Below are 19688 nucleotides of genomic sequence, written 5' to 3'. Positions count from 1 at the left end.
GCATGCGTGCGACCGACGACCCCACGGCGGTGCCGGCGCACGACCCCGAGGACGACATGCCCCTCGCGGAGCTCGACGCCCGTGCCCGCGCGGACGCCGCCCTCCGGCGCATCCAGGCCGGGGCCGACCCGGCGCGTGAGGCGTTCGACCTCGCGAACACGATGAACGACGAGGCCGTGGGCCGGCTCACCGGCGCGCTGCGGCGCTGGCTCCGCCGGCCCTGACCGGCGTCAGAACGCGGTGCCGACCGCCGCGATGTCGTCGCCGCCGTGCCCGTCCGCGCTCGCCTGCGCGTAGACCCGGTCGATGCCGTCGAGCAGCTCCGTCGAGACCCCGGCGTCCCGCGCGGCGTCACGGATGAGCCCGATGTCCTTGCGGATCCCGTCGAGCGCGAACTGCGGCGCGAACTCCCCCGACAGCATGGCCTCGCCCTTCGTGTGCGCGTAGGGCGAGTCGCTCGCGGTGCCCTCGATCGCGTCGAGGAACAGGTGCGGGTCGAGTCCGAGCGCGCGGGCGATGGCGAGGGACTGGCCGGTCGCCGCCGTGATCGCGGCGACCCAGGCGTTCGCGGCGAGCTTGAGCGCGGTGCCGTCGCCGACCCGCTCGCCGGCCCGGACGGTCTTCGCGCCGATCGCGTCGAGCACCGGGTCGATCCGGTCGACCGTCGCCGAGGGGCCCGCGGCGAGCATGGTGAGCTTGCCCTGCTCCGCCGGGCCCTTCGTCCCGAGCATCATCGCCTCGACGAGGGTGATGCCGTACTTGCCGGCGAGCTGCACGACGGTCTCGGTACCCGCGACCCCGATGGTCGAGGCCTGCACCCACACAGCGTCGGTCGGAGCATCCCCGGCTGCGGCCTCGAGCACGTCGACCACCGCGTCGGTGTCGAAGAGCGTCAGGAGGACGACCTCGGCCTCCGCCACCGCGGCGGACGCGTCGCGCTCGACCGTGGCGCCGTCGTCGGCGAGCGGTGCGGCACGGTCGGCGTTGCGGTTCCAGACCGTGACGTCGTGTCCCTCGCGGAGCAGCGACCGCGCGACCCCTGCCCCCATCGTCCCTGTGCCCAGCACCGTCACGCGCACGTGTGTCTCCGTCCTCGGACGACGCCGTGCCGTCCTCGGTCCGACGCTACGCCCCGGGTGCGGACGGGTCCCGGTCAGTCCGTACAGCCCACGGCCGCGGGCGCGGGCGCGGGACAGTCGGGGTCAGAGCAGCCCGCGGGCAGCGAGCCACGGCGCGGGGTCGACCGGGACACCGCCGAGGATGACCTCGAAGTGCAGGTGCGCTCCGGTCGAGATGCCGGTGCTGCCGACGGCGCCGACCGGTTCGCCGACCGCGACCCGGCGCCCGACGACCACGTCGATGCGGGACAGGTGCGCGTACCGCGTCTCGGTGCCGTCCGGGTGACGGAGCAGCACCTGGTTGCCGTACCCGCCGAGCACGCCGGCCGACACCACCGTGCCGGACATCACCGCGACGGCCGGCGTCCCGGCGCGGGCCGCGAAGTCGAGTCCGTGATGGTCCGTCGAGCACGCGCTGCACCCGTCGATGTGGCGACCGCCGAAGCCCCCGGCGGTGGGGACCGTGCCGTCGACCGGTCGGACCACCGTGACGTCGGAGCTGATGCGCGGCCCACGCCGGAAGTCGTCGCGGATCGAGAAGCCGTCGCGCTGCACGTCGGGGTCCGATCCGGCTGCGACGGCGTACCACTGGGCGGTGCCCTGCGGTTCGGCGGCCGCCGGGAGCGTCGGGTCCAGCGCCTGCGCCGGGGTGGACACCGAGACGACGAGACAGGCTGACAGTGCAGCAGCGGTCACGGACAGTCGAGGCACGGTGGACGTCGGGCGGACGACGGTGCGGAGCAGTGCCCGCGCCGGGTCACCGGAGGTTCGTCGGACCCGTGGGGCGCGGGGCCTGGTGACGGACCGCTCGCGGGCGAGCGCGGCACGCCGACTCGACGAGGACGAAGCCGAGGACGAGGAGAACGGACGAGCCGCCTGCGGGAGTGGCACCGGGACGGCAGCAGGGGGGACCGCCGCCCCGGTGGTCGAGGGACGTCGTGCGGACGTCCGGAGGGAGACCGGGGCGGCAGCAGGGGGGACTGCCGCCCCGGTGGTCGTGGGGCCGGGACGCACCGACCGGGATCGTCGGGCGCCGGCGGCGTGCCGTGCGGCGGCTCGCGGGCGGAGGACGGGGTCCGGTGCGGTCATCGCGGTGGTCCGGGTCAGGCGCGGACGACGCCGTCGCGGGTGATCCGGTCGAGCTCACCGACGACGGCGTCGACGACCGCACGGGTGATCGCGTCGGCGACGGCCTCGACGAGGGCGAGCTGCTCGGTCGACACCGCGTGCTCGGCGCCGAGCGCGCCACCGAGTCGAGCGGGGATCTCGTCGATCGCGGCCACGAGCGCGGCCGGCACGAGCGCCGACGCCTGCGGCGGGACGGGCGCCGACAGCGGGGACGACGGGACGGGCGCGGTCGCGAGCGGGGCGGACGCACGAGCCGCGGGGGCGGGTGCTGCAGGCGCGGGAGCTGCCGCGGCGCGGACCGCGGGTGCGGAGACTGCGGGTGCGGACGTCCGACGGGAGACGGCGTCGAAGAGCGGGGTGGAGGACATGCTGCGTGCCTTCTGGTCAGGGTCGGCGCGGCCCGTTCCTGTCGGGCCGCTCGGTCACGTGCCGCTCGGGCACGGACCGATTGAACCACTGATATTCCAGATGTGCAATAGGCGTTCTGGGTCAGTCCGGCTCGACGGCCTGCGTCGGGTCGTCCCGGCGCAGCACCTGCTTGACCCGCTCGACGATCGTGGCGGGCGGGTTGTTGTACGCGTTCGCCGGCTCCTGGCCGCTCAGGGCCTGGATCGCCGCCATCACCGCATCCGTGGCGTGCCGTCGCGCCCGACCGGACGAAGCGTCGCCGAACGAGGACAGGTCCATCGGCTCACCGAACTCGATGGTCACCTTCGCGAGCTTCGGGATGCGCGAGCCCACGGGCTGCACGTGCTCGGTCCCCGTCAGGGCGACGGGCACCACAGGGGCACCGCTCGTCAACGCGAGCCAGGCCACGCCCGTGCGGCCCTTGTAGAGCCGCCCGTCGAGGGACCGGGTGCCCTCGGGGTAGATCGCGAAGGCCTCGCCAGCCTCGAGCCGTTCGAGCCCGAGGTCGAGGGCGTGCTGCGCCGCGGCACCCGCCCCGCGCTCGACGCCGATCGCTCCGATGCCGCCGAAGAACGCTCGGGACACCGCGCCGCGCAGACCCGTCCCGGTGAAGTACTCCTGCTTGGCGAGGAACGACACCTTCCGCGGCGCCATGAGCGTGATTGCCGGGGAGTCGATGAACGAGCGGTGGTTGCTCGCGAGGATCACCGGTCCGTGCTTCGGGACGTGCTTCCGGCCGATGATCCGCGGACGCCAGAGCATCCGCGCGAGCGGCGTCACCACGGCACGGCTCATGGACGTGGCGAGCTTGGTCGAACCGGGCACCGGACCTCCTCGTTGGCGAGTACCCGAGTGTAGTGAGCACCCGCGGAACCGCATGCCGCCGACGGAATGTGTCCCGACCGGTGCGGCCGGGCCCCGGTCCCGCCGCTCAGTCCGCGTGCGCCGCGACCACCTCGAGCACCGCACGACCGTACCGCTCGAGCTTCGCCGTGCCGACCCCGGAGATCTCGGCGAGCTCGTCCTGGTCGGCGGGCTTCACCGCCGCGATGCCGCGGAGCGTCGCGTCGTTGAACACCACGTAGGCGGGGACTCCCTGTTCGCGGGCCTGCCCGGCACGCCAGGCACGCAGGGCCTCAAACAGCCCGACGGCCTCCCGCGGCATGTCCGACACGACCGTGCGGCGGGTGCGGGACGACCGCGTGGACTTCACGGGGTCGCGGCGCATCAGGACCTGCACGCGGCCGCTCAGGACGTCCGCACTGGTCGGGCTGAGCACCACCGTGCCGAACCCGTCACCGGAGACCGCGGCGTAGCCCTGCGCCAGGAGCTGCCGGGCGACGGCGCGCCACTCCCCCTCGCTGAGGTCGCTGCCGATGCCGAACGTGGCGAGCTGGTCGTGCCGGAGCTCCTGCACGCGCGGCGACTGCTTGCCGACGAGGATGTCGACGAGGTGCGCCACGCCGTACCGCTGCCCGCGCTCCCGGTCGAGCCGGACGACCGTGGACAGCAGCTTCTGCGCGGGGACGGTGCCGTCCCAGGGCTCCGGCGGCGCGATGCACGTGTCGCAGTTGCCGCACGGCGTCGACTCCTGCCCGAAGTACGCGAGCAGCCGCACCCGGCGGCACTCGATCGTCTCGCACAGGGCGAGCATCGCGTCGAGGTGCGCGCTGAGCTGCCGACGGTGTGCGGCGTCGCCCTCGGACTGGTCGATCATCCGCCGCTGCTGCACGACGTCGTTCAACCCGTACGCGAGCCATGCGGTCGAGGGCAGCCCGTCCCGCCCGGCACGACCGGTCTCCTGGTAGTAGCCCTCGACCGACTTCGGCAGGTCCAGGTGGGCCACGAACCGCACGTCGGGCTTGTCGATGCCCATGCCGAAGGCGATGGTCGCGACCATGACGACCCCGTCCTCGCGCAGGAAGGTCGACTGGTTGCGTTCGCGGACCTTCGCGTCGAGCCCCGCGTGGTACGGCAGCGCCGGGATGCCCTGCTCGGCGAGGGCCGCGGCGGTGCGCTCGACCGAGTTCCGGGACAGGCAGTACACGATGCCCGCGTCGCCGCTGTGCTCGGTGCGGATGAACGTCAGGAGCTGCTGGAGCGCCCCCGTCTTCGGCTCGATCCGGTACTGGATGTTCGGTCGGTCGAAGTCGGCCACGAAGTGCGCGGCGTCGTCGAGGCCGAGGCGGGCGGAGATCTCGCGGTGGGTCTGCGGGGTGGCGGTGGCGGTCAGGGCGATCCGCGGCACCGTCGGCCAGCGCTCGTGCAGGACGCTCAGCTCGAGGTAGTCCGGCCGGAAGTCGTGCCCCCACTGGGCGACGCAGTGCGCCTCGTCGATCGCGAACAGCGCGATCCGCGCGCGGTCGAGCAGCGAGCGGGTGGACTCGAGCCGCAGTCGCTCCGGCGCGAGGTAGAGCATGTCGACCTGCCCGGACACCACCGCGCGCTCGACCCGGGCGCGCTCGTCGGGTCCCTGCGTCGAGTTGAGGAACGCCGCCCGCACGCCGTTCGCCGCGAGGGCGTCGACCTGGTCCTGCATGAGGGCGATGAGCGGCGAGACGACGACCCCGATGCCGTCGCGCACGAGCGCGGGCACCTGGTAGCAGAGCGACTTGCCGCCGCCGGTCGGCATCAGGACGAGCGCGTCGCCGCCGCCCACCACCTGGTCGATGATGGCGGCCTGCTCGCCCCGGAAGGCGTCGTACCCCCAGACCCGGTGCAGGACGTCCAGCGCGGGCGTGGAACTCATGCCAGGAGCCTACGGCCGACGGGCGACACCCACCGCACTGTCCACAGCGCCACCCGTGCGGTCGCCGGGCCCGGCCGCGTCGTCGACGCGGGCCGGTGCGCCCGCCCACCCCGTGCCTCCCGGCCGGAACCAACGCGACCCACCTGCGAAGGCCGGCGGCGTCCCCCGGAACCGGGGCGCCTCGTGACCGGCGAACCGCCGGTCCAGCTTCCGCCACCGCGCGAGCACCTCGACCATCCCCCAGTACAGGAGCGAGGTGCCGAGCGTCACGAGCCATCCGCCCACGGTGCCCTGCGCGTCCTGCGACGTCAGGTCGATCCGCGACCAGCCGGGCGCCTGCAGCACGAAGATCATGATGTTGTTGAAGGCGTGCTGGAGCACCGTCGCCTCCATGCCGCCGGTGCGCAGCACGATGATCGCGGCGACGAGGCCGAACGAGCCGACGTCGAGGATGCCCCAGACGTTGTAGCCGTTCGGGATGTGCAGCAGCGCGAACACGACGGTCGAGACGCCGACCGCCACCACCGTGCCGACGACGCGGACCGGGATCCACGAGCCGATCGTCTGCATGAGGAAGCCGCGGAAGACGTACTCCTCGGCCGCGCCCTGGAACGGGACGAGCAGCACGACCAGGACGATCGTCAGCGTGAGCGTGCTGACCGAGACGGTCGACTGCCCGATCGCAGCGTGGTCCCAGCCGAACCCGCCGTCGAACGTGAACATGCCGATGGTCTGGACCGAGAACATGATCACCGCGATGACGAGCGTCGGCAGGAGGCACCACGCGGTCCAGCGCCAGCGCACCCGGAAGCGCGTCGACGACAGGACGTTCGCCGGCCCGAGCTTCGCGAGCTTGACCGCGAGCAGGATGCCGGGGAGCAGCACGACGAGCGACACCAGGGACAGCGACAGGATCAGCGGATCGGTCGGGTCGAGCGCACCGCTGGCCAGGTCCTGCTGGAAGCGCATCAGCCCCTCGGGACCCTGTGACGCCCCGATCGGGACGAAGTAGGCGACCGCCAGGACCACCTGCGTCGCGACGTACCACCCGGCCAGGACCGCCAGCGCGACGAGCGGGCGCCACCACCGCCAACGGGCGTCGACGCGGGGCAGGCGGTGGTACGGAACGCTCACGCTGCGCAGGCTACCGGGCCGGGCAGGATGGGAGCCGTGCTCACCGTGCTGCTCGGCCTGACCGGGGCGGTCGTCTACGGCGCCGCCGACTTCCTGGGCGGCGTCGCGGCCCGGCGGCTGCGCGCCGTCACGGTCGCCGCGGCCGCCGCGGCGGTCGGGCTGGTGCCGCTCACGGTCGGGATCCCGGTCGTCGGCGCGGATCCGTCCGGTCCGGCCGTCGGGTGGGGGCTCGTCGCGGGACTCTCCGGCGGGGTCGGGGTGCTGCTGCTCTACCGCGCGCTCGCGATCGGCCCGATGAGCGTCCTGTCGCCGCTGACCGCGGTCTTCGCGGCCGTCGTGCCCGTGGTCGTCGCGTTGGTCCGGGGCACGTCGCTGTCGCCGACGGCGTGGGTCGCGCTCGTGGTGGCGGTCGTCGCGGTCGTGCTCGTCGCGGCGGTGCGGGACACCTCCGGCGCGCGGGTCACCCCGGCCGGGCTGGTCACGGCAGCCGTCGCAGGGTGCGGGTTCGGTGGGATCGTGCTCGCCTACGACGCGGCGCCGGACGGGTCGGGGGTCGCGCCGCTGCTCGTGGCGCGCGGGGTGCAGACGGTGCTGCTCGGGGCGGCCGCGGTGGTGGTCGCGGTGCGGTCCGGTGCGTCGGGTCCGGCGGGTGCGGCACTCGCTGTCGGTGCGTCGCGTCCGGTGGGTGCTGCTGCACGGACTGGAGGCACGGTGCGCGTGAGCGCGTCGGCACGCGCGGGTGCGTGGTCGCGTCGCGTCGTGGCGACGGTCGTCGCCTGCGGGGTGCTCGACGCGCTGGCGAACGTGTGCATCCAGGCGGCGCTCCACGCCGGGGACGACCCGTCGACGCTGCCGGTGGTGAGCGTGCTCAACGCGCTGTACCCGATCGGCACGGTGGCGCTCGCGGGAGTGGTGCTGCGGGAGCGCCTCACGCCCGTGCAGTGGAGCGGGATCGGGCTCGCGTTCGCGGCGGCCGTCGGGCTCGCGCTCGCGTGAGGCGGGCGGCCGTCTGGCTAGCGCGGCTCGGGTCAGTCGTCCGCGATCAGGCGCTTGCCGAGCGACACCGCGTGGTCCTCGGCGTACCCGAGCGAGGCGTAGAACCCGAGCACCCGCTCGTTGCCGGCGCGCACCTGGACGTTGACCTTCGGGCATCCGCGCGCGAGCAGCAGTCGTTCGAACTCGGTCATGAAGGCGCGGCCGAGCCCGGTGCCCTGGTGGTCCGGGTCGACGGCGAGGTAGTTCACCCAGCCGCGGTGGCCGTCGTAGCCGGCCATGCCGGCGCCGACCAGGGCGGCCGGGGCGGCGGTCGCGCTGGCGTCCGTCGCGGTGGCGTCCGTGGACTCGGCGACCAGGAAGAGCTCGGGCTGCTCGGCGGTCTTGCGGGCGATGTCGCGGTACGGGTCGTTCCACGGGCGGAGGAGTCCGCACGCTTCCCACAGGGCGACGACGGCGGCGGTGTCGTCCTCAGCGAAGGTTCGGAAGCGGTACGACATGTCCACAGGCTAGCGCGGCCCCCACCGGACGGACGCTCACGTCTGCTATACCTGTTCGACCACCGCACCTCGGACCAGGAGCCCCGTGACCGCACACGACACCATGCCGTCGGGGCTGTCTCCGTCCGGTGACGAGATCCCGGAGCGCCCCCGCCGGCACCGTCCGAAGCAGACGGTGGGTGGCGCGCTCGTGTCCCTGCTCGCCGAGCTGCTCATCATCGCGGGCGCCGGCACCGGGCTCTACGTGCTCTGGACCGCGTGGTGGACCGACGTGGTCGCGGTGAACGAACAGACCGCCCTCGTGCAGGACCTCGAGCAGACCGCGGTGCCCAAGACCGCGGGGACCGAGCACCGCGAGGCCGCTCCCGTCCTGGCCGAGCCCCCGGGACTGTCGTCGGTGTTCGGCACGATGCAGATACCCCGGTTCGGCGCCGACTACAACCGCCCGATCGGTGAGGGCACGGACCGTGAGAAGGTCCTCAACACGATCGGCCTCGGCCACTACCAGGACACCGCGATGCCGGGCGCCGAGGGCAACTTCGCCGTCGCCGGGCACCGCGTCACCTACGGCAAGCCGCTCAACCAGATCGCGGACCTGAAGAACGGCGACTCGATCGTCGTGCGCGTGACCGACAAGGCGAAGGACTTCGACGTCTGGTACGTCTACAAGGTCACCGACTCGCAGATCGTCACGCCCGACAAGATCGAGACGATCGCTCCCGTGCCGAACCAGCCCGGCGTGCAGCCCACCGCCGAGGACCGCTGGCTCACGCTCACCGCGTGCCACCCGATGTGGTCGGCCAAGGAGCGGTACGTCACGCACGCCAAGCTCGACTACTGGATGCCCGCCTCGGAGGGCACCCCGAAGGAACTCTCGGAGACGCCGAATTGATCTTCCCGTTCGTCTGGCGCATCCTGCCGGGCCCCGTCGTCCTGAAGGTGCTCGAGCTGCTCGTGCTCATCGCCGCGGTCGTGTGGGTGCTCTTCACCTTCGTCTACCCGTGGATCGCGTCGGACATCCTGCCGCCGCCCGACGGCACGGTGGACGTGTCGCCGTCGCCCTGACGCTCCACTGACGGTCCGCTGACGACCGCTCGCAGTCCGGGACGGACCGCGCCGGGCCAGGTCGGGCTGGGCTGGGCCGAGCCGGGCGTCAGACGGTGACGGTGACGCGGGAGCCGCCGCCGGGGGTCCGCCGGACCGCGATGCGCTCGGGGATGCGCTGCTTGAGCTCCTCGACGTGGCTCACGATGCCGACCTGTCGGCCGCCGGCCGTGAGCCGGGCGAGCTGCCCGATCACGTCGTCGAGCGTCTCCGGGTCGAGCGTCCCGAAGCCCTCGTCGACGAAGAGCGTCCCGAGCGCGACGCCGCCGGCCTCGGCCTGCACGACGTCGGCGAGCCCGAGCGCCAGGCAGAGCGACACCGTGAAGGTCTCGCCGCCGGACAGGCTGCCGGGAGCCCGGAGCGTGTCGGTCGTGTGGTCGTGCACGGCGAGGGCGAGTCCGGTCTTGCGCGCGCGTGAACCGGTCTCGCGCTCCTCGGAGGTCTCGAGGGTGAACCGGCCGCCGAGCATGCTCCGCAGGCGGTCGTTCGCCGCCGCGACGACGTCCTCGAACCGCCGCATGAGCACGTACGTGCCGAGTGTGATGCCGCTCGGGTTGACCGAGGTGGACCCGGCGGCGACGTCGGCCAGCCGCACGACCGCGCGGCTCCGGGCGGACGTGGACTCCCGTGCGCGGACGGCGCGTGCGACGTCCTCGCCGCACCGGGCTGCGGCCGCGAGCCGGTCGGCCGCCGAGACCGCGACCCGGGTGGCCGCGTCGGCGCGCTCGACCGCGGTGTCACGCGCGGCGACCGCTGCCGTCAGGTCGAGGGGTTCGTCGGCGGTCCGAGCGGCCTCGAGGACGGCCGGCTCGGCGAGGCCGGCGTCGACGACGGCCCGCTCCCGGTCCGCCGTGGCCACGACGACACGGAGGCGTTCCCCCTCGGCCGCGGGGACGATTGCCGTGCGGGCCCGCTCGACGGTGTCGAAGCCCTGCTCGGCGCAGACTGCGGTGACCTCCGACTGCCGCTCGGCGACGGACGCGGCGGCCGTGGCGACGCGCGCGTCCGCGGCGAGCACGGCGTCGAGCTCCGCGACACGGTCGTCCAGGGCACGCACCGCGTCGGCGAGCGAGGACCCGGTGCCTGAGGCCGTTTCGGTGACCTCCGTGTCGGTGCTCGCGCTCGTGCCGGCGTCGAGCGCCACGGTGGCGCGACGGACGGCCGCGTCGACGGCGGCGGTGTCCTGGGCGAGCCGCTCCGACTCGGCCGCGGCGGAGGACACCAGGACGGCGTGCTCGGACGCGACCGTGGTGCGCTCCTGCTCGAGCGCGCGGGTCTGCTCGTCGTGGGCGGTACGCCGGCGCTCGAGGTCGAGCACCTGGACGGCAGCGTCGTGCGCTGCCCGGACCCGCTCGGCTGCGGCGGTCGCACGGGTCTCGAGGGTGTCGGCGTCGAGGTCGCCGAGCACCGTCCGGAGCCGCTCGTGTTCCTGCTGCGCGAGCGCGAGGTCGGTCGCCGCGGCGGCGAGGGCGGCCTCGGCAGCGCGGGCGGCGGACGCGGCGGACTCGACCGCGTCCGCGGAGGGGTGGTCGTCCTGCGGCACCGCGACGCTCGGGTGCTCGACCGCACCGCACACCGGGCAGGCGTCGCCCGGCTGCAGGGCGGCGCCGAGTTCCCCTGCCAGGCCGGCGATCCGTCGAGCGCGCAGGTCGGTCTCCGTGGCGAGGGCGGCCGACGCTGCGGCTCGGGCGTCCGCGACCGCTCGCTCGGCCTGCTCCTGGGCTCGGGCTGCGGTGACGCGGGTGGACAGGTCGGCCCGGAGCTGGGCGACCCGTTCGACCTCGACCCGGGCGGGCTCGGCGTCGGCGGCGAGGGCGGCGGCGGTCCGGGCGGACTCGACGATCATCGCGCGCTCGGCCGGGCGGCGCTCGAGCGCGTCGACGAGCGCCGCCGACCGGGCCGCGACGTCCTCGGTCCGGACGGCCGCGTCCGCAGCGGTCCGACGGCGGACAGGGAACGTGCGCTCGACCGCGACGAGGTGTCGGATGTCCGACAGACAGTCGGCGAGGGCGGTCCGGAGGCCGACCACGTCCGAGTCCGCGTCGAGTCCGGCACCCTGCCGTCGGGCCGTCGCCGCATCCGTCGTCTGAGCGGCACGCGCACGCGCCGCGTCGAGGGCGTCGGCGCTCGTCGCGACGCGGGCGGCGCGTTCGCCGAGTGCCAGACGGTCGCGCGCGGCGGTGACCTCGTCCGCCGCCGCGTCGAGCGCCCGACGACGATCGAGCAGTGCGGCACGACGTTCGCGGGCGGTGACGCGCTCGCGGATCGACCGCTCGTGCTCGCGGGCCCGCTCGGCGTCGGACACCGCGGCCCGGCGGTGCTCGTCGGTCTCGGCGGCGACGCTGCGGAGACCCGCGACCACGTCGTCGACGGCGCGTTCGTCCGGGTCGTCGACCCCGGCGGCCTGCGCGAACCGGGACAGCGCGTCGCGGACGCGGGACTCGGCACCCTCGACCTCGGCGAGGACCGCGCGACGACGGGCCGCGAGCTCGTCGGCCGTGCGGTCGTAGACCTGCGTGCCGAACAGGGACTGCAGGAGCTTCCGGCGTTCCTCGCCCGGAGACCGCAGGAACCGAGCGAACTCGCCCTGGGGCAGCACGACGGTCTGCAGGAACTGGGCGCGGTCGAGTCCGACGATCCGCGTGACCTCGAGCCCGATCTCCGGGATGCGCGACGACACCGGCTCGCCAGCGGGGTCGGCGGGGTGCGCCAGTCGGAAGAGCTGGGCGGACGCCTGCTGCCGGACCGTGCCGGTGCCGCGCTGCTTGGGTCGGTCGTACTGCGGAGTGCGCCGGACCCGGAACAGCCCGGCACCCGTCTCGAAGACCAGCTCGACGAAGGGCTCGGTCGCAGGGGCGGCGTGCTGGCTGTGCAGGCGGTCGGACGTCGAGGACTCCCCCGCGAGCCCGCCGTACAGGGCGAACACGACGGCGTCGATGATCGTCGACTTGCCGGACCCCGTCGGACCCTCGAGCAGGAACACCCCCGAGGCGGCGAGGGCGGCGAAGTCGATGACGACGGTGTCCGGGTACGGCCCGATCGCGCGGAGTTCGAGGCGGTGCAGGTACATCAGCGCGTCCCGTCGGCGTCGAGGGTCTGCAGTGCGGCCTCGTACGCCTCGGTCAGGACCGCCAGGTCGTCGTCGTCCGGCGCCGAACCCGTCGCGAAGGTCACGAAGTCCGCGGCGACCTCGACCGGGTCGGACGTGGCGCTCACCGCGCGGGCGGCGACGCGCTCGGGGCGTTCCGCGGGCTCGTGCGTGACCGCCAGGGCGAACGGGAAGTGGTCGCGGACGCGGGCGTACATCCGCTCGGGGTGCACGGTGTCGGTGACCGCGACCCGGACCCACGCGTCGGCGTCGGCGTGGTGCGCACCGGACTCGATCGCGTCGATCGTGGCGCGGACGTCCACCAGGCGGCGCGGCACCGGGGCCGGCAGGAGCTCGACCGCGACGCCGCCGTCCGCCGCGAGGTCGACGAGGGTCACGCTCTTGCGCTGGTGCCGCTCGCCGAACGAGAACGCGAGCGGGGAGCCCGCGTACCGGATCCGGTCGCCGTCGCCCACCCGCTGCGGCCCGTGCAGGTGGCCGAGCGCGACGTAGTCGATGCCGTCGAACACCGCGGCCGACACCTGGTCGACCCCGCCGACGCGGATGTCCTGCTCGCTGTCGCTCGGCGCGGCACCGCTGACGAAGGCGTGCGCGACGACGACGCTGCGGTGCCCGGGACGCGCGCCGAGGTCGGCGCGGATGCGGTCCACCGCGGCACCGACGACGGCCTGGTGCGACCGGGCGAGGGGCTCGTCGGGGACCGTCGCGAGGGCGTACCGCGTCAGGTCGGGGTGCAGGTAGGGGATGCCGTAGACCGCGACCGGGCCGTGGTCGTCGGCGAGGAGCACCGGGTCGGCCAGCCGCGCGGGCTCGGCGACGATGCGGACCCGGTCGTGCATGACCCCGGCGCCGAAGCCGAGCCGTGCCGCGGAGTCGTGGTTGCCCGGGGTCAGGACGACGGTCGCCGTCTGCGCCAGGCGCTCGAGCGTGCGGGAGAGCAGGCGGACGGCGTCGACGGGCGGGATCGCGCGGTCGTAGACGTCACCGGCGATGACGACGAGGTCGACGGCGCGGTCCCGCACGGTGTCGACGAGGAAGTCGGCGAACGCCGCCTGGTGCTCGAGCAGGTCGGCTCCGAGCAGCGTGCGGCCGAGGTGCCAGTCGCCGGTGTGGAGGATCCGCATGCCGTCACGGTAGCGGCGGCCGGGGACATCGCCGGGCACCCCGCGGCGAGCTGTGGAGCGTGCGTCAGCTGCACACGTAGAGGATGGTGGCCGACCCCACGGAGAGGGTCCGGTTGCCGTCCGCGTACCAGCTGCTCGTCGGCGTGGGGTCGAGGACGCGGATCTTCACGGTCTTGCGCGTGAGGCTGAGCAGCCCGCCGGAGACCGTGACACTGCGGACGCCCGAACCCGCGGTGGCGACCACCTGGTCGTCCAGGAGCACCTGGAACCCCCTCGCGTCCGGCGCGTCGTAGTCCCATGCCACCTGGACGCCAGCCACGCTGATCAGTCCGCAGCGGACGTTCGTCGGGCCGGGCAGGACCGCCGCCACCAGGTTCGAGGTGGGCGAGTTCGTCACCGCACGGAACGGTGCGGCCTCGGCCCGGTGCGGCGCGACCGCCCCGACCCCGCCGAGCACCGCCACCGCGACGAGCAGCGCGCTCCCCTGCCGCAGCGCGACGTGCCGCGCGCCGCCGCGCACGACCGGACCGCGCGCGGACCGCCGCCCGTGGACGCGGGGAGCATCGGACGGAAGATGCGGGGCGGAGGTGCCACGGGCCTCCCGTCCGGTCCGACGCAACCCCGCGTCCACCGTGCACAGCGCGAGCAGGCCCGCCAGTGCGGCGGCCGCCGCGGCGACCGCGCCCCACCGGCCCTCGTGCGCCCACAGGACGGGCGTGCCGATGAACGGGATGCGCAGGTAGCCGACCCCGTGCACGGCCGAGCGGTCGAGCGGTGTCGAGTCGGCGGCGGGGTTGGCGTCGCCCTTCGTCACGATCGTGCCGTCCGCGCCCGTCTCGACGTACCGGTGCAGCCGCAGGTGCCCGGCCTGGTCCGGGTCGTCGGCGAGCAGGACCCGGCCGGGGACGACCTCGGGCGTGGGGACCGGCCGGGAGACGACCACGTCCCCCGGCACCAGCCGGGGTGCCATCGACGCGGTCACGACCGTGGTGGGCTGCCAGCCGATCACGGCCGGGACGGCGGCCCAGAGCGCCATGCCGACCACGGTCGCGACGATGCCGCGCGCGAGGGTGCCGACCACGACGCGCCCCCAGTCGAGCGCGTCGAGCACGGTGTCCGGACGGGCGTGGCGGTGCTGACCGCCGACGCCGGTGGTGTCCATCACGGTGCCCGTCGCGGATCAGGTGTTCTGGGCCTCCCAGGTGAAGCCGAGCGAGGCCGAACCGCCCTGGGCGGTGTTCGGGGTGTCCGGCGACACCGTGTAGGTGAACTTGAAGACCCGGGTCTCGGGGGCGGTACCCGTGGGCGTCCACGATCCCTTGCCGGTCGCGTACGTCGTGGTGTTCGTGCCGAGCGTCGAGAGCGTCGTCGCGGGGACCACCGAGGCGCCGGTCGCCAGGGCGGTGAAGCCGTCGCACGACCCGAAGCCGCCTCCGGTCCCCTGGTCGACGGTCATCGTGATGTTCGCCGCCAGGTCCTTCTGCGACGCGAGGGACGACGTGTAGAGCTTCACCGCGGACGGCAGGGATCCGCTGGACGTGACGGCGATGCACTTGGACCCGGTCGACCCGGGCTTGAGGTTCGTGACCGTGAACAGCGCGGTGTTGCTGTCGTCGTCGGACAGGGCGACGCTGCCGGCGGTCCAGTTGCTCGTCGGGTTCGACGTGGTGTCGGAGAAGGCGGAGTACGAGGCCGTCGAGACGACGACCCCGGAGGCGACGAGTGCGGCCGGGACGGCGATCCAGGCTGCGAGCCGGGCAGCACGAGGAGACACACGGGACATGGTTGTCCTCCGAGAGGGGTTCTGATCGGTTTCGATTCCGGACCCGCGGTGGTTGGTCGCGCTGCGGAACCTGGTGGTTGGGCAACACCGTACGTGCTTCCTGAGCGTTCCACAAGACTCTTCGCGCATCACTTGCTCAATCATTCACATACTTGTTGAATGAGGTACATCCTCCCGAGACGAGTCCCATGACGAACACCCTCACCGCCCCCGCCACCGCGGACCGCACCGCGTCGACCGACGACCTGGACCGCGTGCTCCGCGCCTTCCGTACGCTGCAGACCCAGCACGCGCGGGTCCTGGCGCACCAGAGCGCGCTGCGCGGGCTGCACGCGACCGACCTGCGGTTCCTGGTGTTCGTCGCCGGTGCAGACGCGGGCGTCACGCCGAAGCACGCGGGCGAGCACCTCGAGCTCACCACGGGGGCGATGACCTCGTTGATCGACCGGCTCGAGCGGCGCGGGCACATCGAACGGCGGCCCAACCCGGGCGACCGGCGGAGCATCCTCGTGCACCTGACCCCCTCCGGGGCGGCGATCGCCGGCGAGGTCGCGGCGGTCTACCGGGAGGCCTTCCGCTCGGGCGTCGACCCCGCGGACCTCGCCCGTGTGGCGGCCGCGCTCGAGGCCGTCGGAAGCGCCCTCGACCCCCGCGACCGCTGACGCCGGGCGAGCCCGTCCGGGCCGCGGGGCGGCCGCGTAGCGTCGGCGGCATGACACCGTCCGAACTCCTCACCGAAGCGTTCTCCCGCGTCCCCGAGACCGTCGCCCGGGCCCTCGACGGCCTGTCCGAGGACCAGCTCGCGACACGACCGGCCGCCGGCGCGAACACACTCGCCTGGCTCGCGTGGCACACCGCACGCGGCCAGGACGCGCAGATCGCGGACCTGGCGGGCAGCGAGCAGGTCTGGACCGCGGACGGCTGGGTCGAGCGCTTCGGCCTGCCCTTCCCCGCCGAGGCCCTCGGCTACGGCATGTCCCGGGACGACGTCGGCCGCGTCCGGGCCTCGGCCGAGCTGCTGAACGGGTACCTGCGTGCCGTGCACGAGCGCACGGTCGCCTACCTGGCGACGCTCGGCCCGGAGGACCTCGACCCCGTGGTGGACGACGCGTGGGACCCGCCCGTCACGCGCGGCGCACGGCTGGTCAGCATCCTCGACGACTGCGTCCAGCACGCGGGGCAGGCCGGGTACGTGCGCGGCCTGCTGTTCTTCTCGCGCTGACCCGCCCTGCCCCGCACCGCACCCCGCAAAACGCAACGTCGGCGGTTCCTCGCAGCGGTATGACGCTGCGCAGATCCGCTGACGTTGCGTTTCGCGGAAGGTGCGGGAAGACGGACGGGAGGCACGGTGCCAGCTGGCACCGTGCCTCCCCGTCCGGTCTCCGGTCGCGTCGCGATCAGCGAGCGGCGAGCTCCGCGACGATCCCGTCGCCCGGGCCGGCCTCGACGAGGTCCGCCTCGATCTCCGCGTTCTCGAGGATGCCCTCGATCTTGCGGCGGCGGCCACGCGGGACGAGCGTCACGACGGTGCCCTCCTTGCCGGCACGACCCGTGCGGCCCGAGCGGTGCAGGTACGCCTTGTAGTCGTCCGGTGCGTCGGCCTGCACGACGAGCGAGACGTCGTCGACGTGGATGCCGCGCGCCGCGACGTCGGTCGCGACGAGGACGTTCACCCGGCCGCTCGTCAGGAGCTGCAGGTTGCGGGTACGACGGGACTGGTTGAGGTCGCCGTGCAGCGAGGTCGCGCGGATGCCGGCGTCCTCGAACTGGTCGGCGAGACGCTCGGCGTAGGCGCGGGTGCGGGCGAAGACGATGGTCTTGCCGTCGCCCGCGACGAGCTCCTCGAGGACCTGGTCCTTCTGGCGCTGCTCGACCACGAGCACGCGGTGGTCGATCGTCGAGGACGCCTGGTCCTCGCCTGCGACCTCGTGGACGCTCGGCTCGTGCAGGAACTCCGACACGAGCGACGCGACCTGCGCGTCCAGCGTCGCGCTGAACAGGAGCTTCTGCGCGCGGTCGCCGTGCGGAGTGACCTCGGCCGTGGCCGAGAGGATCTCGCGCACCGGCTCGAGGAACCCGAGGTCGCACATGTGGTCGGCCTCGTCGAGCACGGAGACGACGACCTCGCTCAGGTCGAGCTTCCCCTTGTTCATGAGGTCCTGGACGCGACCGGGCGTGCCGACGATGATGTCGACGCCGCGCTCGAGGGCGCCCTCTTGGCGGCCGTACGGGACACCGCCGTAGATCTGCGTCGTGAAGAGGCCGACCGAGCGGGCGATCGGCTGCACCGTGCGGTCGATCTGCAGGGCGAGCTCGCGGGTCGGGGCGAGGATGAGCGCGCGCGGGGCACGGCCCATCCGGCGCTTCGTGCCGCCGCCGTGCTCCATGAGCTTCTCGACGAGGGGCGCACCGAACGCGATGGTCTTGCCGGAGCCGGTGCGGCCACGGCCGAGCACGTCCTTGCCGGCGAGGACGTCGGGGATGGTCGCCGCCTGGATCGGGAACGGGCTGGTGGCGCCCATCTCCGCGAGGGTGCGGGCGATGTTGCCGCCGATGCCGAGGTCGGCGAAGGTCACGCCCTCGACGTCGGCCGCGATCGTCGCCTCGGCCTGGAGCTTCTCGAGCTTGACGTCATCCGCGGGGACGTACCCGGTGCGGGCCTCGTCGCGGGCGTCGCGGCGCTGGGGGCGGTCGTCGCGGTCGAAGCGGCGGGGCGCGCGGTCGTCGCGGTCGAAGCGGCGGGGCGCGCGGTCGTCGCGGTCGAAGCGGCGGGGCGCGCGGTCGTCGCGGTCGAAGCGGCAAGGCGCGCGGTCGTCGCGGTCGAAGCGGCGGGGCGCGCGGTCGTCGCGGTCGAAGCTGCGCGGGGCGCGGTCGTCCCGGTCGTTGCGACGCTGCGGGCGGTCGTCGCGGTCGAAGCTGCGCGGGGCGCGGTCGTCCCGGTCGAACGAGCGCCGCTGCGGGCGCTCGTCACGGTCGAAGCGGCGCGGGGCGCGGTCGTCCCGGTCGAAGCGACGCGGGACCCGGTCGTCCCGGTCATCACGACGGGGAGCGCGGTCGTCACGGTCGAAGCGACGCGGGGCGCGGTCGTCCCGGTCGAAGCGACGCGGGCCACGGTCGTCACGGTCGTACCCGCGTGCACCGCGGTCGTTGCGGTCGAACCCACGGGCGCCACGGTCGTCGCGACGCTGGCCGCCGTCGCGAGGCTCCCAGTTCGGACGCGCCGGACGCTCGCCCTGCGCCGAGCGGCCGCGGCGCTCCTCGGCGTCCCAGCGCTGCTTCTGTCGGGGCTGCGACGGGTCGGCGGCACGGAAGCCGCGGTGCTTGCTGCTGCGCGCGGCGGGGGTGCCGTTCGGGTGGCGGACTCGGTCGTCGGCACGCTGACGCGCGCCCTTGTCGTACGGGGCCATGGCTACTTTCCGGGGTGCGGACGTCCGCGTGCCCGGCAGCGACATCGGCGCGGAGCTTCGAGCGGAGAGGGGGTTCTTCCCGTCGCGGTTCGACGTGAATCCAGCCCTCGAGCAACACACACCCAAGCAGAATCCGTGATCTCAGTGTCACGGTGTCGAAGGCCGACCGCGAGAGTCTACGCGAGATCCGCCGCCACGGCCAGCCCCCGGGTCAGGAGTCCGCGAGCCGACGCCGCTGCTCCGCCACGTCGAAGTCCGCCGGCGGCCAGGTGAGCTGCATGTCCTCGAGCGCGCGGAGCAGGAGCTGCTGCACCGCGAGCCGGGCGTACCACTTGCGGTTCGCGGGGACGACGTACCACGGTGCCCGCGCCGTCGACGTGCGCTCGAGGGCGATCTGGTACGCCTGCTGGTAGTCGTCCCAGAGCAGGCGCTCGTCGATGTCGCCCGGGTTGAACTTCCAGTGCTTGTCCGGGCGGTCCAGCCGGTCACCGAGGCGCTCGCGCTGCTCGTCCTTCGAGATGTGCAGCATCACCTTGACGATCGTGGTGCCCTGCGCGACCAGGTCGTCCTCGAAGTCGACGATCGCGCCGTAGCGACGCTCGATCTCCTCCGGCGGGGCGAACGACCGCACGCGCTGGATCAGGACGTCCTCGTAGTGCGACCGGTCGAAGACGCCGAGCTGCCCGGCGCGCGGCAGCTCGCGTTCGATCCGCCACAGGAAGTCGTGCTCGCGCTCCTCGACCGTGGGCGCCTTGAACCCGGCGTAGTGCACGCCGTTCGGGTCGACCGCACCGACGACGTGGGAGACGATGCCGCCCTTGCCCGCGGTGTCCATCGCTTGCAGGACGAGGAGCACGCGGCGCACGTCGCCGGCGGTGCTCGCCGCGTGCAGGCGCTCCTGCAGGGCGGCGAGGCGTGTGGCCCCCGCGGCGAGGGACTCGAGCCCGTCGATCTTGCGGCCGGCGAACCCCGGCGTCGAGTCCGGGTCGACGCGGTCCAGGCGGAAGCCCTCCTCGACGCGCAGCAGGGGCTCGGGGTCGGTGTTCCAGGCCTTGCGACGGCTCACGGGGTCCTCCAGCTCACGGGGTCGCCCCCATCCTGGCACCCGCTCGTGGTCCGCGTGGTGGTGGG

General features: G+C 73.9%; 19 protein-coding genes. 6 read left to right on the top strand and 13 right to left on the bottom strand.

The genetic code is table 11. The features are described 5' to 3' along the window. The first annotated feature begins 2 nt into the window (after positions 1-2). The gene (locus tag LQK89_RS03225; RefSeq protein ID WP_174778879.1) at positions 3-224 is read left to right on the top strand and encodes a hypothetical protein; all 222 of its coding nucleotides are present in this window, start codon (positions 3-5) and stop codon (positions 222-224) included. A gap of 6 nt (positions 225-230) precedes the next feature. On the opposite strand, the gene LQK89_RS03220 is transcribed toward LQK89_RS03225, so the two are convergent. The 6 genes from LQK89_RS03220 to LQK89_RS03195 all read right to left on the bottom strand — a co-directional run bounded on the left by LQK89_RS03220 (position 231) and on the right by LQK89_RS03195 (position 6537). Then, positions 231-1073, bottom strand: coding sequence for an NAD(P)-dependent oxidoreductase (locus LQK89_RS03220; protein ID WP_083519763.1), 843 nt, complete (start codon positions 1071-1073; stop codon positions 231-233). 129 nt (positions 1074-1202) lie between these two features. Continuing rightward, a complete protein-coding gene (locus tag LQK89_RS03215) occupies positions 1203-1814 on the bottom strand; it encodes a M23 family metallopeptidase (protein WP_231050180.1) in 612 nt (203 codons plus the stop codon). 407 nt (positions 1815-2221) lie between these two features. Next, a complete protein-coding gene (locus LQK89_RS03210) occupies positions 2222-2614 on the bottom strand; it encodes a hypothetical protein (RefSeq protein WP_231050179.1) in 393 nt (130 codons plus the stop codon). A 121-nt stretch (positions 2615-2735) separates the two neighbouring features. Next, the gene (locus LQK89_RS03205) at positions 2736-3449 is read right to left on the bottom strand and encodes a lysophospholipid acyltransferase family protein (protein WP_231050832.1); all 714 of its coding nucleotides are present in this window, start codon (positions 3447-3449) and stop codon (positions 2736-2738) included. 136 nt (positions 3450-3585) lie between these two features. After that, the gene (recQ, locus tag LQK89_RS03200; protein WP_231050178.1) at positions 3586-5403 is read right to left on the bottom strand and encodes a DNA helicase RecQ; all 1818 of its coding nucleotides are present in this window, start codon (positions 5401-5403) and stop codon (positions 3586-3588) included. Between the two features lie 9 nt (positions 5404-5412). Further along, a complete protein-coding gene (locus LQK89_RS03195) occupies positions 5413-6537 on the bottom strand; it encodes a CPBP family intramembrane glutamic endopeptidase (RefSeq protein WP_174778886.1) in 1125 nt (374 codons plus the stop codon). Between the two features lie 36 nt (positions 6538-6573). Between LQK89_RS03195 and LQK89_RS03190 the strand changes: the two genes are divergently transcribed. After that, on the top strand, positions 6574-7533 hold the full coding sequence (locus LQK89_RS03190) for an EamA family transporter (protein WP_231050177.1): 960 nt from the start codon (positions 6574-6576) through the stop codon (positions 7531-7533). 32 nt (positions 7534-7565) lie between these two features. On the opposite strand, the gene LQK89_RS03185 is transcribed toward LQK89_RS03190, so the two are convergent. Next, entirely contained in the window at positions 7566-8030 is a 465-nt protein-coding gene (locus tag LQK89_RS03185; RefSeq protein ID WP_231050176.1) for a GNAT family acetyltransferase, read from the bottom strand. 85 nt (positions 8031-8115) lie between these two features. Here LQK89_RS03185 and LQK89_RS03180 point away from each other — a divergent pair, with 85 nt between their 5' ends. Together LQK89_RS03180 and LQK89_RS03175 are read left to right on the top strand one after the other, a co-directional pair. Then, positions 8116-8922 (top strand): class E sortase, encoded by an 807-nt coding sequence (locus LQK89_RS03180; RefSeq protein ID WP_231050175.1) that lies wholly within the window; start codon positions 8116-8118, stop codon positions 8920-8922. After that, a complete protein-coding gene (locus LQK89_RS03175) occupies positions 8919-9095 on the top strand; it encodes a hypothetical protein (protein ID WP_167509945.1) in 177 nt (58 codons plus the stop codon). The genes LQK89_RS03180 and LQK89_RS03175 overlap by 4 nt, the downstream gene beginning before the upstream one ends. Before the next feature lie 88 nt (positions 9096-9183). Here LQK89_RS03175 and LQK89_RS03170 read toward each other — a convergent pair whose 3' ends face one another. From LQK89_RS03170 to LQK89_RS03155, 4 genes are all read right to left on the bottom strand, one after another. Next, a complete protein-coding gene (locus LQK89_RS03170; protein WP_231050174.1) occupies positions 9184-12204 on the bottom strand; it encodes an AAA family ATPase in 3021 nt (1006 codons plus the stop codon). Next, complete coding sequence (locus LQK89_RS03165) at positions 12204-13367, bottom strand: metallophosphoesterase family protein (RefSeq protein WP_231050173.1); 1164 nt, start codon at positions 13365-13367, stop codon at positions 12204-12206. Before LQK89_RS03165 ends, LQK89_RS03170 begins: the two co-directional genes overlap by 1 nt. Positions 13368-13431: 64 nt before the next feature. Further along, a complete protein-coding gene (locus LQK89_RS03160; RefSeq protein ID WP_231050172.1) occupies positions 13432-14529 on the bottom strand; it encodes a S24/S26 family peptidase in 1098 nt (365 codons plus the stop codon). Positions 14530-14547: 18 nt separating this feature from the next. Then, the gene (locus LQK89_RS03155) at positions 14548-15150 is read right to left on the bottom strand and encodes a CalY family protein (RefSeq protein ID WP_231050171.1); all 603 of its coding nucleotides are present in this window, start codon (positions 15148-15150) and stop codon (positions 14548-14550) included. A 188-nt stretch (positions 15151-15338) separates the two neighbouring features. On the opposite strand from LQK89_RS03155, the gene LQK89_RS03150 reads away from it, so the two are divergent. Together LQK89_RS03150 and LQK89_RS03145 are read left to right on the top strand one after the other, a co-directional pair. Beyond that, positions 15339-15812 (top strand): MarR family winged helix-turn-helix transcriptional regulator, encoded by a 474-nt coding sequence (locus tag LQK89_RS03150; RefSeq protein WP_058740606.1) that lies wholly within the window; start codon positions 15339-15341, stop codon positions 15810-15812. Between the two features lie 50 nt (positions 15813-15862). After that, positions 15863-16372 (top strand): mycothiol transferase, encoded by a 510-nt coding sequence (locus tag LQK89_RS03145; RefSeq protein WP_058740607.1) that lies wholly within the window; start codon positions 15863-15865, stop codon positions 16370-16372. Positions 16373-16547: 175 nt separating this feature from the next. Here the strand turns inward: LQK89_RS03145 and LQK89_RS03140 are convergent, their stop codons facing one another. After that, the gene (locus tag LQK89_RS03140; RefSeq protein WP_231050170.1) at positions 16548-18557 is read right to left on the bottom strand and encodes a DEAD/DEAH box helicase; all 2010 of its coding nucleotides are present in this window, start codon (positions 18555-18557) and stop codon (positions 16548-16550) included. A gap of 211 nt (positions 18558-18768) precedes the next feature. Further along, positions 18769-19623 carry a PPK2 family polyphosphate kinase gene (locus tag LQK89_RS03135; protein WP_231050169.1) on the bottom strand — a complete coding sequence of 285 codons (855 nt, stop codon included), beginning with the start codon at positions 19621-19623 and terminating at the stop codon, positions 18769-18771. Positions 19624-19688: the final 65 nt, after the last annotated feature.

Source organism: Curtobacterium sp. C1 (genome assembly GCF_021049325.1).
Taxonomy (GTDB): Bacteria; Actinomycetota; Actinomycetes; order Actinomycetales; family Microbacteriaceae; genus Curtobacterium; species Curtobacterium citreum.
The sequence above is the reverse complement of the archived record's forward strand: the minus strand, read 5'-3'. Positions and strand labels throughout refer to the sequence as shown.